Annotated in this window: 11 protein-coding genes; all 11 read right to left on the reverse strand. The window is 65.9% G+C overall.

The annotated features are described in order from the left end of the window. Complete coding sequence (gene rplB / locus RIF23_RS06530; protein WP_310911480.1) at positions 1-840, reverse strand: 50S ribosomal protein L2; 840 nt, start codon at positions 838-840, stop codon at positions 1-3. A gap of 86 nt (positions 841-926) precedes the next feature. Next, positions 927-1,232: a 50S ribosomal protein L23 gene (rplW, locus tag RIF23_RS06535; RefSeq protein WP_310911481.1), complete on the reverse strand. Its 306-nt coding sequence runs from the start codon at positions 1,230-1,232 to the stop codon at positions 927-929. Beyond that, positions 1,229-1,903 (reverse strand): 50S ribosomal protein L4, encoded by a 675-nt coding sequence (gene rplD, locus RIF23_RS06540; RefSeq protein ID WP_310911482.1) that lies wholly within the window; start codon positions 1,901-1,903, stop codon positions 1,229-1,231. Before rplD ends, rplW begins: the two co-directional genes overlap by 4 nt. A 3-nt stretch (positions 1,904-1,906) precedes the next feature. After that, on the reverse strand, positions 1,907-2,557 hold the full coding sequence (gene rplC, locus RIF23_RS06545) for a 50S ribosomal protein L3 (RefSeq protein WP_310911483.1): 651 nt from the start codon (positions 2,555-2,557) through the stop codon (positions 1,907-1,909). A gap of 14 nt (positions 2,558-2,571) precedes the next feature. Continuing rightward, positions 2,572-2,880: a 30S ribosomal protein S10 gene (rpsJ, locus tag RIF23_RS06550; RefSeq protein ID WP_119951632.1), complete on the reverse strand. Its 309-nt coding sequence runs from the start codon at positions 2,878-2,880 to the stop codon at positions 2,572-2,574. 167 nt (positions 2,881-3,047) lie between these two features. Further along, on the reverse strand, positions 3,048-4,241 hold the full coding sequence (gene tuf, locus RIF23_RS06555) for an elongation factor Tu (protein WP_310911484.1): 1,194 nt from the start codon (positions 4,239-4,241) through the stop codon (positions 3,048-3,050). Between the two features lie 74 nt (positions 4,242-4,315). Further along, entirely contained in the window at positions 4,316-6,430 is a 2,115-nt protein-coding gene (fusA, locus tag RIF23_RS06560) for an elongation factor G (RefSeq protein ID WP_310911485.1), read from the reverse strand. A 47-nt stretch (positions 6,431-6,477) separates the two neighbouring features. Next, positions 6,478-6,948 carry a 30S ribosomal protein S7 gene (rpsG, locus tag RIF23_RS06565; RefSeq protein ID WP_310911486.1) on the reverse strand — a complete coding sequence of 157 codons (471 nt, stop codon included), beginning with the start codon at positions 6,946-6,948 and terminating at the stop codon, positions 6,478-6,480. Positions 6,949-6,950: 2 nt separating this feature from the next. Continuing rightward, a complete protein-coding gene (rpsL, locus tag RIF23_RS06570; protein WP_310911487.1) occupies positions 6,951-7,322 on the reverse strand; it encodes a 30S ribosomal protein S12 in 372 nt (123 codons plus the stop codon). Between the two features lie 465 nt (positions 7,323-7,787). After that, a complete protein-coding gene (locus RIF23_RS06575) occupies positions 7,788-9,038 on the reverse strand; it encodes a hypothetical protein (RefSeq protein WP_310911488.1) in 1,251 nt (416 codons plus the stop codon). 966 nt (positions 9,039-10,004) lie between these two features. Then, on the reverse strand, positions 10,005-13,883 hold the full coding sequence (locus RIF23_RS06580; protein ID WP_310911489.1) for a DNA-directed RNA polymerase subunit beta': 3,879 nt from the start codon (positions 13,881-13,883) through the stop codon (positions 10,005-10,007). Between the last annotated feature and the right edge of the window lie 5 nt (positions 13,884-13,888).

A 13,888-nucleotide genomic window follows, 5' to 3' on the forward strand; every position in this document is an offset into this window, starting at 1 on the left:
CTACTTCTTGCTCTTCTTGCGACGCCGACGGCGCACGATGAGCTTGTCGCTCTGCTTGCCCTTCGGTCGGGTCCTTCCCTCGGGCTGACCCCACGGACTGACGGGGTGCCGGCCGCCGGAGCTCCTGCCTTCACCACCACCCAGCGGGTGGTCGACCGGGTTCATCACCACACCGCGCACGGTGGGGCGCTTGCCCTTCCAGCGGTTCCGGCCCGCCTTGCCCCAGTTGATGTTGGACTGCTCGGCGTTACCCACCTGGCCGACCGTGGCCCGGCAGGTGACCTCCACCATCCGCATCTCGCCGGAGGGCATCCGCAGCGTGGCGTACTTGCCCTCCTTGGCCAGCAGCTGGATGTGCGAGCCAGCGGAGCGCCCGAGCTTCGACCCACCACCGGGCTTCAGCTCCACGGCGTGCACCTGGGTACCGGTGGGGATGTTCTTCAGCGGCAGGCAGTTGCCTGGCTTGATGTCGGCCTTGGGGCCGTTCTCCACCATGTCGCCCTGGTTCAGTCCCGCGGGGGCGAGGATGTAACGCTTCTCGCCGTCGCGGTAGTGCAGCAGCGCGATGCGCGCGGTGCGGTTCGGGTCGTACTCGATGTGGGCGACCTTTGCGGGGACGCCGTCCTTGTCGTGCCGCCGGAAATCGATCACCCGGTAGGCCCGCTTGTGGCCTCCACCCTGGTGCCGGGTGGTAATCCGGCCCTTGTTGTTCCGACCGCCCTTGGAGTGCAGCGGCCGCACCAGGGACTTCTCGGGCTTCGAGCGGGTGACCTCAACAAAGTCGCTCCCGCTGGAGCCGCGACGTCCCGGTGTCGTCGGCTTGTGCCTACGAATGCCCATCTTCTTCGCGCATTCCTTACTCGGTTTGGCTGAACTCGGCCCGAACGTGTGCCCGACTGGTCCCGCAGATAGCTACTGCGCGCGGATCACAGACCGAACACGTCGATTCGCTGGCCTTCCTGCACACTGACAATCGCCCGCTTGGTGTCGGGACGCTTGCCCTGGCGCCATGTGTTGTCACTGACCCGGAACCGCTTGCGCTTGCCGGGCCGGTTGACCGTGTTCACCCCGAGCACGCGAACGTCGAAGATCTGCTCGACTGCCTGCTTGATCTGTGTCTTGTTCGCGTCGGGGCGCACCACGAAGGTGTACTTGTTCTGGTCGAGAAGGCCGTAGCTCTTCTCGGAGATCACCGGCTGGATGATGATGTCGCGTGGGTCGGAGATCCTCACTGTGCATCCCCCTTGTCACCCTGCTGGGCACCGGCACGTGCCTGCTCCAGGAACGCGGTGTACCCACGCTCGGTGAAAACCACGTCGTCGGCGTCCAGCACGTCGTAGGTGTTGACCTGGCCCGCATCCAGAATGTGCACATCCGGAAGATTGCGCAGTGCCAACCGCTCGTGCTCCTCGTCCCGGTGCAGCACGACGAGGACCTTGGTGGACTCGGTCAGCTGCCGCAGCGCGGCGCGGGCGGTCCGCGTACGCCGCTCCGTCACCTCGGGGCCGACCAGCTGGGCGACCACGTGCACCCGACCGTGCTGGGCCCGGTCCGAGAGTGCGCCACGCAGTGCGGCCGCCTTCATCTTCTTCGGTGTCCGCTGGGCGTAGTCCCGCGGCTTGGGACCGTGCACCGTGCCGCCACCGGTGTACTGCGGAGCACGGATGGAGCCCTGGCGGGCACGCCCCGTACCCTTCTGGCGGTAGGGCTTCTTGCCGCCGCCACGGACCTCACCACGCGTCTTGCTGGAGTGTGTCCCCTGCCGCCCGGCGGCCTGCTGAGCCACCACAACCTGGTGAATCAGCGGGATGTTGACCTGCTGGCCAAACACATCCTCGGGCAGCTCGACGCTCCGTCCGGCCGTGTTGCCGCTGGCCGGATCCTTCACCTCGATGCTCGCCATGACTTACTTGTCTCCCTTAACCGCGGTACGGACGAGCACCAGCCCGCCGTTGGGCCCAGGGACCGCGCCTTTGACCAGGATCAGACCCTTCTCGGTGTCCACCGACTGGACCTGTAGGTTCTGCACGGTCGTACGCGCGTTGCCGGTCCGGCCTGCCATACGCATGCCCTTGAACACGCGCCCGGGCGTGGCGGCGCCGCCGATAGCCCCCGGCTTACGGTGCACGCGGTGCGTACCGTGCGAGGCGCCCTGCCTGCTGAAGCCGTAACGCTTGATGGTGCCGGCGGTGCCCTTGCCCTTGCTCTTGCCGGTTACGTCAACCAGCTCGCCGGTCTCGAATTCGGCTGCGGTGAGCTCCTGCCCCAGCTCGTACTCGCTCGCGTCCGCGGTGCGCACCTCGACGTAGTGCCGCCGCGGGGTCAACTCGTGCCTGCGGAGGTAGTCCCCCAGCGGCTTGTTGACCTTGCGCGGGTTGATCGACCCGTAGCCGAGCTGAATGGCCGAGTATCCGTCCTGCTCAGGAGTACGGACGCGGCTCACGACGCACGGCCCGGCTTTCAACACGGTAACGGGCACGACCTTGCCCGCGTCGTCGAAGACCTGGGTCATGCCGAGCTTCTCGCCCAGAACTCCCTTGATCTGCTTCGTGGCCATGAGTGTCGTGTCCCTTAGAGCTTGATCTCGATGTCGACGCCGGCCGGGAGGTCGAGCCGCATGAGCGAGTCGACGGTCTTCGGCGTCGGGTCGATGATGTCGATCAACCGCTTGTGCGTACGCATCTCGAAGTGCTCCCGCGAGTCCTTGTACTTGTGCGGCGAGCGGATGACGCAGTACACGTTCTTCTCCGTCGGCAACGGCACCGGCCCGGCGACCTGCGCGCCGGTCCGCGTCACAGTGTCGACGATCTTTCGCGCCGAGCTGTCGATGACCTCGTGGTCATAGGCCTTGAGCCGAATGCGGATCTTCTGTCCCGCCATGGTGGCCTTTTCGTCCTTCGCTTAGTGGTTGCGGATGAGGCGCGGCACCGGAGTTCCCCTGCCGGGGTGCATCCCGGTGCATCACCGCTCCGGAGCCCGATGACGTCGTTTCATGGCGTGGCGGTCGGGCCATCCCAGGGGTGGCCCGACCGCCACAGCACACAGCGTTACTTGATCACCTTGGTGACCTGACCGGCGCCCACGGTCCGCCCACCCTCACGGATGGCGAACTTGAGGCCCTCCTCCATGGCGACCGGCTGGATCAGCTCCACCTTCATGGAGGTGTTGTCGCCCGGCATGACCATCTCGACACCCTCGGGCAGGGTGACGACACCGGTCACGTCGGTGGTCCGGAAGTAGAACTGCGGCCGGTAGTTGTTGAAGAAGGGGGTGTGCCGGCCACCGTCCTCCTTGGACAGGATGACGACCTGGCCCTCGAACTCGGTGTGCGGAGTGGTGGTGCCCGGCTTGATCACAACCTGGCCACGCTCCACGTCCTCACGCTTGATACCACGCAGCAGCAGGCCGACGTTGTCGCCAGCCTGGCCCTGGTCGAGAAGCTTACGGAACATCTCGACACCGGTGACCGTGGTGCTCTGCTTCTCGTCCTTGATGCCGACGATGTCGACGCTCTCGTTGACGTTGATCTGGCCACGCTCGATCCGACCGGTGACCACCGTCCCACGGCCGGTGATCGAGAAGACGTCCTCGATCGGCATCAGGAACGGCTTGTCGATGGCACGCTGCGGCTCGGGGATCTTCTCGTCGCAGGCCTTCATCAGCTCCAGGACGCCGTTGGCGGCGTCCTGGTCGCCCTCCAGGGCCTTCAGCGCGGAGACCTTCACGACCGGTACGTCGTCACCGGGGAACTCCTGCTCGTTCAGGAGCTCGCGAACCTCCAGCTCGACCAGGTCGAAGATCTCTTCGTCGTCGACCATGTCGGCCTTGTTCAGGGCAACGACAATGTAGGGAACGCCAACCTGGCGGGCCAGGAGGACGTGCTCCCGCGTCTGCGGCATCGGACCGTCGGTGGCGGCGACCACGAGGATGGACCCGTCCATCTGGGCGGCACCCGTGATCATGTTCTTCACGTAGTCCGCGTGACCGGGGCAGTCCACGTGGGCGTAGTGCCGCTCCTCGGTCTGGTACTCCACGTGCGCGATGGAGATGGTGATCCCACGCTCGCGCTCTTCCGGAGCCTTGTCGATGTCCTCGAACGGCGTGTACGGGTTCAGCTCCGGGTACGCGTCGTGCAGGACCTTGGTGATGGCCGCGGTGAGCGTGGTCTTCCCGTGGTCGATGTGACCGATGGTCCCGATGTTGATGTGCGGCTTGTTCCGCTCGAACTTGGCCTTCGCCACTGGATCTCTCCTACTTGGGATCTCAACGCCGTGTGACGTACGAGGTTGCTTGCTGACTGGTTACGTGCTCGCGACTACTCGCCGCGGGCCTTCGCCACAATCTCTTGGGCGACAGTGGACGGGACCTCCGCGTAGGAGTCGAACTGCATCGTGTACTGCGCCCGACCCTGGGTGCGGCTGCGTAGGTCACCCACGTAGCCGAACATCTCTGACAGCGGAACCAGCGCCTTGACGAGTCGCGACCCCGCGCGCTCCTCCATGGACTGGACCTGCCCGCGTCGGCTGTTCAGGTCGCCGATCACGTCGCCCATGTACTCCTCGGGCGTGGTGACCTCGACCGCCATAACCGGCTCCAGGAGAGCGGGACTGGCCTTGCGGGCCGCGTCCTTGAACGCCATGGAACCGGCAACCTTGAAGGCGAGCTCGGAGGAGTCGACGTCGTGGTAGGCCCCGTCTTGCAGCGTCACCTTGACGCCCACGAGCGGGTAGCCCGCCAGGACCCCGAACTCGGCCGCCTCCTGACAACCCGCGTCCACCGAGGGGATGTACTCCCGTGGGATCCGTCCCCCGGTGATGTTGTTGACGAACTCGTACCCGCTGTTGTCCCCGCTCGCCTCGTCGGCGAGCGGCTCCAGGTCGATGATGACCCGACCGAACTGTCCGGAACCACCGGTCTGCTTCTTGTGGGTGTACTCGACCTGCTCAACCTTCTTCCGGATGGTCTCCCGGTAGGCCACCTGGGGCTTGCCCACGTTGGCCTCAACCTTGAACTCGTCCTTCATCCGGTTGACGAGCACCTCAAGGTGGAGCTCACCCATACCCGCGATCACCGTCTGGCCGGTCTCTTCCTCGGTCTGCACCTGGAAGGAGGGATCCTCCTCGGCCAACCGCTGGATCGCGCTGCTCAGCTTCTCCTGGTCGCTCTTCGTCTTGGGCTCGATAGCGACCTGGATCACCGTGGCGGGGAAGGTCATCGACTCCAGGACCACCGGAGAGCCCGGGTCACACAGCGTCTCACCGGTAGTGGTGTCCTTGAGCCCCATTACCGCCACGATGTCCCCGGCCCCGGCGGACTCGATCTCGGTGCGCTTATTCGAGTGCATCCGGTAGATCTTGCCGATCCGCTCCTTGCGCCCCTTGGCCGCGTTCAGGACCTGGGTGCCGGAGACCAGCCGTCCGGAGTAGATCCGCAGATAGGTCAGCTTACCCAGGTGCGGGTCACTCATGATCTTGAAAACCAGAGCCGAGGTGGGCGAGTCCTCATTGGGCTCCCGGGTGAGCGTGGTCTCCTCGGTCTCGTCCTTGGGGTCGTAGCCGGTGACCGAACCCACGTCCAGGGGTGAGGGCAGGTAGGACACCACTGCGTCCAGGAGCGGCTGCACGCCCTTGTTCTTGAAGGCGGTGCCACACAGGACGGGCACGGCGGTACCAGCGATGGTCGCGCGGCGGATCGCCGGCTCCATCTGCTCCACCGTCGGCTCGTCCCCCTCGAGGTAGAGCTCCATGATCTCCTCGTCGGCCTCGGCCAACGTCTCGATCATCTTGTCCCGGGCCTCGCGGGCCGCTTCCAGATGCGTCTCCGGGATGTCGATGGTCTCGTACATCTCGCCCTTGGAGGCCTCGTCACTCCAGACGTAGGCCTTCATCCGCAGCAAATCGATGACGCCCTTGAAGTCACTCTCGGCGCCGATCGGCAGCTGGATCGCCAGCGGGGTGGCGTTGAGGCGATCGGAGATCATGTCGACGCACCGGTGGAACTCGGCACCCACCTTGTCCATCTTGTTGACAAAGCAGATCCGAGGCACGTTGTAGCGGTCCGCCTGACGCCACACCGTCTCCGACTGAGGCTCGACCCCCTCCTTGGCATCGAACACCGCAATCGCACCGTCAAGCACCCGCAGGTTGCGCTCCACCTCGACGGTGAAGTCGACGTGACCCGGGGTGTCGATCAGGTTGATCGTGTGGTCTTCCCAGTGGGTCGTGGTCGCAGCCGAGGTAATGGTGATACCGCGACTCTGCTCCTCCTTCATCCAGTCCATCGTGGCGGCGCCGTCGTGGACCTCACCGAGCTTGTAGTTCACTCCGGTGTAGAAGAGGATGCGCTCAGTCGTCGTGGTCTTACCCGCGTCGATGTGCGCCATGATCCCGATGTTGCGGACCTTGGCCAGGTCAAGAGCAGTGGTAGCCATGAGGCTCGTCTTCTCTCGGTCTCTCGTCTCGATCGTGTCCGCGGGGGTTACCAGCGGTAGTGGGCGAATGCCCGGTTGGACTCCGCCATCTTGTGCGTGTCCTCGCGTCGCTTGACACTCGCGCCGAGCCCGTTACTGGCATCCACCAGCTCGTTCATCAGGCGCTCCGTCATCGACTTCTCCCGACGTTTGCGGGAGTACTGCACCAGCCACCGCAGGGCGAGCGTGGTGCTCCGGTTGGAGCGAACCTCCACCGGAACTTGGTAGGTGGCGCCACCAACCCGACGGCTACGCACCTCCAGGGATGGCTTCACGTTGTCGAGTGCACGCTTCAGCACGACCAGCGCCTCCTGGCCGGTCTTCTCCCGAGCGCCCTCCAGCGCGTTGTACACGATGGACTGAGCGAGGGAGCGCTTGCCGTCGAGCAGCACCTTGTTGATCAGTGCGGTCACCAGAGGCGAGCCGTACACCGGGTCGGCGGTGAGCTGTCGCTTTGGTGCGGGCCCCTTACGCGGCATCTCTACTTCTCCTTCTTCGCGCCGTAGCGGCTACGCGCCTGCTTGCGGTTGCGGACGCCCTGGGTGTCCAACGCACCTCGGATCACCTTGTACCGAACCCCGGGGAGGTCCTTCACTCGGCCACCGCGCACTAGCACGATCGAGTGCTCTTGCAGGTTGTGCCCGACGCCCGGGATGTAGGCCGTGACCTCGGTCCCGCTGGAGAGCTTGACCCTTGCGACCTTGCGCAGCGCGGAGTTGGGCTTCTTCGGCGTGGTGGTGAAGACACGCGTGCACACCCCACGGCGCTGCGGGCTCCCCTCTAGCGCCGGGGTGTTGTTCTTGGCGACCTTGTCCTGTCGTCCCTTGCGGACGAGCTGCTGGATAGTGGGCACAGTGTCTCTGTCTCCGTTTTCCCTACGCCGTTCACCGGTTGTCGTTCTGCATTGCTACCCGCATCTCTCCCGCCCCCGCATCCGGGCGTGTCGCCCCATACCTCGTGAGTAACGAACCGGGCATCCCAGACCCACGGGGCCGTTATGTCAGGGAGGAAGTGGCACGCGTGACCCCGATGCTCCGCGACTCACTAGTGACGCAGTGAACGCGATCCAAGACACGCGCGAGGAGACCCGTCGGCTAACGGGCACAAGCTCCAATGCTACCGCCGAATACCAGACTGGTCAAAACGCCGTCCGGTCGGGGGTAGCGTGCACCCGCCTCACTCTGAGTCTCGGCCCCAGTGTACTGCCTCTGCGGAGTGTTCTGACGGCTGTTTACCCAGCCCGGCTACCTGACTCCTCCATAGGTCCGAGCGGAGATCGCCAGGCAGCCCCGGCCGCGTACCGGGCATCGAACCTCGGTTACAGCACGAACATCGTGACCCCGAGGGCCACTCCCAGGACCCACAGCACGATACCCACCAGACCACAGACCGTTCCTGCGGCCACCAGCCTGGTGCCCTCCAGTGTTCCCCGCGCGGCGCTGATCCTACGGCGGGCCCGAGGAGCGATGAGCAGCGCCGCACCACCCAACAGCAATCCGAGCGGCAGAAGTACCACAGAGAGAATCCCCAGGGAGAGCGTCACCGTCGCCAACGGCTCCGTCTCCGGAACATCCTCGACGTGATCGTAGCCGGGATAACGTTCCACCGCCGTAGGAGCCGGCTCCTCGAAGCCGGGGAACTCCTCGCTGATCGGATCGCGACGGTCCCGACCCCCGCCTCCAGCGAACCGGGACGATGCCATATCGGTGGATTCGGGTTCCCGGTCCACCTCCGGAGAATCAACCGACACCTCGTCCGGCACCGACGATCCTTCGGCCGCCGATGCACTCGGCATGGCCTCCGTCGCCTCGTGCGAGGAGCGGCTCACGGAGGCGCCCATACCGAACTCGCTGTCCACGGGAACCTCCGTGTGGGGATCCCGCCGGGACTCGCCCCGGTTCGGTTCCTGTGCCGCGGGTGCTTCCTGCCCATACTCCCCGGGGAGGGGGCCGAGCTCGTCCACGGGACGCCCGGAGGAGTCGGTGTCACCGACCCGGTCGACACCGCTGTGGCCAACGGTCCCGCTGCCGACGGGAGGCGCGGATCCCGACCACGGCGTTCCCTGGCCGTAACGTGGCTCGGCGCCCAGCGACGTCCCCGAACCGGTCGGGTCCGGCGCGTCCAGCCACGACGAGTCCGGGGCGTGCGGTCGCGGCCCGAGCTCGTCCACCTCCCCAGACTCCGAGGAGGCACGATCGACCCGGCTGGAGTCCGAGGCGTGCTCCAGTTCCGCCGGGCTGAATTCGAACCATCCCCCCTCGGGTGGCACCGTTCCGGAGTCGCCGGACGGGGCGGCGCCCGGTGCGCTCGCCAGGTTTGTCAGCGCGTCCATACCGGCGCTCTCCGGGGGGACCGGCGCCTCGGATGCCGGGCCGCCGGCACTCGACGCCTGGTGAACCTGGTCATCCCGGCGCACGATCTGGGTGGTGCGCTCGGGTGAACCGTCCCGGTCCCCACCCTGCTCGACCGGAGTGGAGTGATCCTGGTCCCGAACGAACGCCCAGGTGTTACCACTTCCCGTTCCCAGGTCACCCCCCAGCGGGTCGGGACGTGCCGGAGTGGATGGCACGGACTCCGCCTGCGGCGCGGTTCCCGACCTCGGCGATTCCCAGCCCGGGGGAGTCGTGTTCCAGTCCGACGGATGCGCTTGTTCCGGCCCACCGTGATCGCGCCCGGGGTCGTCGATGACTCCTCCGGAGGCCGTGGGATGGCCGGCCCCAGACGGCGGGTGTCCCGCTCCGGGCACCGGGGCAGTCGAAGCACTATCGAGCGGCGTTTCGTTCCCTGCGTCCGATGCGGGCGCCCCCGGGGCGGATCCATGCCCGATCCACCCCGCCCCCGACTCGCCTGCGGGCCGCCCGAGATCGGCGCCATCGAGTGCCGCCGGGGCACCGTGTGGGTCAACGGACACCCCCTGTTCGAGGTCCTCGGTCGGAGCTGGGTGGCCCACGTGGCGACGGAGGTAGTCTCCGGCTCCGTAGGCCCGGGGAGGCCTGTGTTCCTCCCCGCCCGTCGAGTCACGGCCCGTCTCGGGAACGGGAGATTCGCTCGTCTCCCGCACAGCGGCGGGTTCGGATGCCGGAACGTCGAACAGGCTCGACGGGTAGGGCTCGGCCATGCCCCGGGGTGCGTCCCGGGTGTACCCTCCAAAGCTGGTGGGGTAGGGATGCGACTCTCGTGTTTCCTCCCCGGAACCGACGGCCCCGCCCTGCGGATCTGTGCCCGTCAGTTCCGGACCGGACCCGTCCTCCGGGTCCACGTACTGCGACTGTGTCACGTACCGATCGTGGCTCGGCGTGAACCAGGTCCCGGACTGGGACTCCGGCTCCCGCTGCTCCGACCCGTAGTGACCTCCCCCGTTCTCAGTCACTGTCACTGTTCTCCAGACCGCGCATCAGCGCACTGTCGATGACCGGTCGCCGCCCCATCGCGAAACCGCTTCCTGCCGGCAACCATGACAAACGGCGGTAGTATCCACCCGCTCCGGAGTGGACTACCGCCGCTGCCAGCTCAATCAACCGATCTTGCCGTAGAGCTATCTGTTGTAGGGACCAAAGTCGAACTCCTCCAGCGGCACAGCCTCGCCGGTGCCCTGGCCGAAGGTGTACTGGCTGGGCTCCTCCTCGTAGGCGGACACCGAGTACATCGTCGCCTTCGCCTCCTCGGTCGGCTCCACCCGGACGTCCCGGTACTGGGCCATCCCCGTTCCCGCGGGGATGAGCTTACCGATGATGACGTTCTCCTTCAGGCCGAGCAACGGATCGCTGTTGCCATGGATCGCGTTCTCGGTCAGCACCCTGGTCGTCTCCTGGAAGGAGGCCGCGGACAGCCACGACTCGGTCGCCAACGAGGCCTTGGTGATTCCCAGGAGCACGGGCCGACCCGCGGCCGGTGCTCCGCCTTCGGCAACCACCCGACGGTTGATCGCCTCGAACCGTGGCCGTTCGACCATCTCCCCGGGAAGCAGCTCGGTGTCCCCGGACTCCAGGATGTTCACCCGCTTGAGCATCTGTCGCACGATGATCTCGATGTGCTTGTCGTGGATGGAGACACCCTGCGACTTGTAGACCTCCTGCACCTCGGAGACCAGGTGCTGCTGGACCGCCCGCGGCCCCTGAATACGCAGGACCTCGTGTGGGTTGATCGCACCCTGGATGAGCTGCTGACCCACGGAGACGTGCTGGCCCTCGTCCACCAACAGCCGGGCACGCATCGGCACGGGGTAGGAGATCTCGTCCGAACCGTCGTCCGGGATCAACACGATCTTTCGGCTCTTCTCGGTTTCCTCGATCCGGATCCGACCGTCCACCTCGGAGATGGGAGCCACACCCTTGGGAATGCGGGCCTCGAACAGCTCCTGGACCCTGGGCAGACCGTGGGTGATGTCCTGCCCCGCGGAACCACCCATGTGGAAGGTCCGCATGGTCAGCTGGGTACCGGGCTCACCGATCGACTGTGCCGCGATGATCCCGATGGCCTCACCGACGTCCACCGGCTGGCCGGTGGCCAGGGAACGGCCATAGCAGGTGGTGCACACTCCGATCCTGGCCTCACAGACCAGCGAACTGCGCACGCGGACCCGTTCCACGCCCGCGGCGACCAGATCATCGATTACCCGCTCGGTGATGTCGCCCAGTGCCGGTGCGATGACCGTGCCGTCGACCACCACATCCTCGGCGAGGGTACGCCCGAACCCGGTGTTCTCGACGTTGTGCTTACGCACCACCACACCGTGGGCGTTCTTCTCCCCGATCTCGTGCCACAGCGAACGATCCGTGCCACAGTCCGTCTCGCGCACGATGACGTCCTGGGCAACGTCGACCAGCCGCCGGGTGAGATATCCGGAGTCCGCGGTCCGCAGGGCGGTGTCCGCCAGACCCTTGCGCTGCCCGTGTGTGGAGATGAAGTACTCCAGCACACTCAACCCCTCCCGGTAGGAGGACTTGATCGGACGTGGGATCGTCTCACCCTTGGTGTTGGAGACCAGTCCCCGGATGCCGGCGATCTGCCGGACCTGCATGGCGTTACCCCGAGCACCGGAGTTCACCATCATCCAGACCGTGTTGTCGGAAGCGGCGTTGGCCTCCATGTCCTGGGCCACCTCGTTGGTGGCCTTCGTCCAGATCTCGGTCAGCTCCTGGCGACGCTCGTCGTCAGTGATCAGACCACGGTCGAACTCCCGCTGGATCTTGTCGGCCTGACGCTCGTAGCCGTCCAGGATCGCGTCCTTGTTCGGTGGTGGGACCACATCACCGATCCCGATGGTCAGCCCGGACCGGGTCGCCCAGTGGTAGCCCGCGTCCTTCAACGCGTCCAGGGTGCTGGCGACCTGAACCTTGTCGTAGCCCTCGGCGAGGTCGTTGACCAGGTTCGAGATCTGCTTCTTGCCAACCTGGAAGTTGACGAAGGGGTAGTCCTCCGGCGTGCTCTCGTTGAACAGGTACCGGCCGAGTGTGGTCTCCAGAATGTAGGGTTCGCCCGGTTGGTATCCCTCGGGCGGGACCCAGTCGTGCGGTGGGGGAACGTCGCCCTCCATCCGTAGCCGGATCCGTGCCTGGAGACTGAGCTGGCCCAGGTCGTAGGCCATGTTGGCCTCACCCGGATTCAGGAACGTTCGCCCTTCACCCGTGGCGCCCTCCCGCATGGTGGTCAGGTAGTACAGCCCGATAACCATGTCCTGGGTGGGCATGGTGACCGGCTTACCGTCCGAGGGCTTCAGGATGTTGTTCGTGGCCAGCATGAGTACTCGCGACTCGGCCTGCGCCTCGGCCGACAGCGGCAGATGCACCGCCATCTGGTCGCCGTCGAAGTCGGCGTTGAACGCGGTACACACCAGCGGGTGGATCTGGATGGCCTTGCCCTCCACCAGCTGCGGCTCGAAGGCCTGGATACCCAGGCGGTGCAGGGTTGGTGCCCGGTTCAGCAGCACCGGGTGCTCGGTGATGACCTCCTCCAGGACATCCCACACCACCGGCCGCGACCGCTCCACCATCCGCTTGGCACTCTTGATGTTCTGCGCGTGGTTCAGGTCGACCAGGCGCTTCATCACAAAGGGCTTGAACAGCTCCAGGGCCATCTGCTTGGGCAGCCCACACTGGTGCAGCTTGAGCTGCGGACCGACCACGATGACCGAACGTCCGGAGTAGTCCACCCGCTTACCGAGCAGGTTCTGCCGGAACCGTCCCTGCTTACCCTTCAGCATGTCGGACAGGGACTTCAGCGGACGGTTACCCGGCCCGGTGACCGGACGGCCCCGACGCCCGTTGTCGAACAGGGCGTCCACGGCCTCCTGAAGCATCCGCTTCTCGTTGTTGACGATGATCTCGGGGGCGCCGAGATCCAGCAGCCGCTTGAGCCGGTTGTTCCGGTTGATGACCCTGCGGTACAGGTCGTTGAGGTCGGAGGTGGCGAAGCGCCCCCCGTCCAGCTGCACCATCGGTCGCAGCTCGGGCGGGATCACCGGAATGCAGTCCAGCACCATGCCGTTCGGGCTGTTCCGGGTGTTCAGGAAGGCCGAAACCACCTTCAGCCGCTTCAGCGCGCGGGCCTTCTTCTGCCCCTTGCCCGAGCGGATCGTCTCCCGGAGCCGCTCGGCCTCGGCCTGGAGATCGAAGTTGGCCAGACGCTCCTGGATCGCCTGGGCGCCCATTCCACCGCGGAAGTACCGACCGAAGCGGTCCCGCATCTCGCGGTAGAGCATCTCGTCGCCCTCGAGATCCTGAACCTTCAAGGTCTTGAAGCGGTTCCAGACCTCTTCAAGGCGGTCGATCTCACGCTGCGACTTCTCCCGGATCTGCTTCATCTCGCGCTCGGCGCTCTCCCGCACCTTGCGCCGCGCGTCGCCCTTGGCGCCCTGCTCCTCCAGCTCGGCGATGTCCGCCTCGAGTTTGCGGTGCCGCTCCTCGATCGCGGAATCCCGACGCTGCTCCATGTGCTGGCGTTCCACGGAGATCCGGGCCTCCAGGGACTGCATGTCGCGGTCCCTGGCTTCGGTGTCCACCCAGGTGATCATGTAGGCCGCGAAGTAGATGATCTTCTCGAGATCCTTCGGGGCCAGGTCGAGCAGGTAGCCCAGCCGGCTCGGGACACCCTTGAAGTACCAGATGTGCGTCACCGGGGCGGCCAGCTCCAGGTGGCCCATCCGCTCCCGACGCACCTTGGCACGGGTGACTTCCACGCCACAGCGCTCACAGATGATGCCCTTGAACCGGACGCGCTTGTACTTGCCGCAGTAGCACTCCCAGTCCCGGGTCGGACCGAAGATCTTCTCGCAGAAGAGCCCGTCCTTCTCCGGCTTCAGGGTGCGGTAGTTGATGGTCTCCGGCTTCTTGACCTCGCCGTGGGACCACTGACGAATCTCGTCAGCGGTGGCCAGGCCGATCCGTAGCTCGTCGAAGAAGTTGACGTCGAGCAATTGAT

The sequence above is a fragment of the Lipingzhangella rawalii genome, assembly GCF_031628175.1.
GTDB classification, from domain to species: domain Bacteria; phylum Actinomycetota; class Actinomycetes; order Streptosporangiales; family Streptosporangiaceae; genus Lipingzhangella_A; species Lipingzhangella_A rawalii.

What these genes read in the sequence shown, in the direction of transcription:
- rpsG (WP_310911486.1), bottom strand. Translation starts at nt 6,948, where the DNA reads ATGCCGCGTAAGGGGCCCGCACCAAAGCGACAGCTCACCGCCGACCCG.
- rplD (WP_310911482.1), bottom strand. Translation starts at nt 1,903, where the DNA reads ATGGCGAGCATCGAGGTGAAGGATCCGGCCAGCGGCAACACGGCCGGA.
- fusA (WP_310911485.1), bottom strand. Translation starts at nt 6,430, where the DNA reads ATGGCTACCACTGCTCTTGACCTGGCCAAGGTCCGCAACATCGGGATC.
- rplC (WP_310911483.1), bottom strand. Translation starts at nt 2,557, where the DNA reads ATGGCCACGAAGCAGATCAAGGGAGTTCTGGGCGAGAAGCTCGGCATG.
- rpsJ (WP_119951632.1), bottom strand. Translation starts at nt 2,880, where the DNA reads ATGGCGGGACAGAAGATCCGCATTCGGCTCAAGGCCTATGACCACGAG.
- rplB (WP_310911480.1), bottom strand. Translation starts at nt 840, where the DNA reads ATGGGCATTCGTAGGCACAAGCCGACGACACCGGGACGTCGCGGCTCC.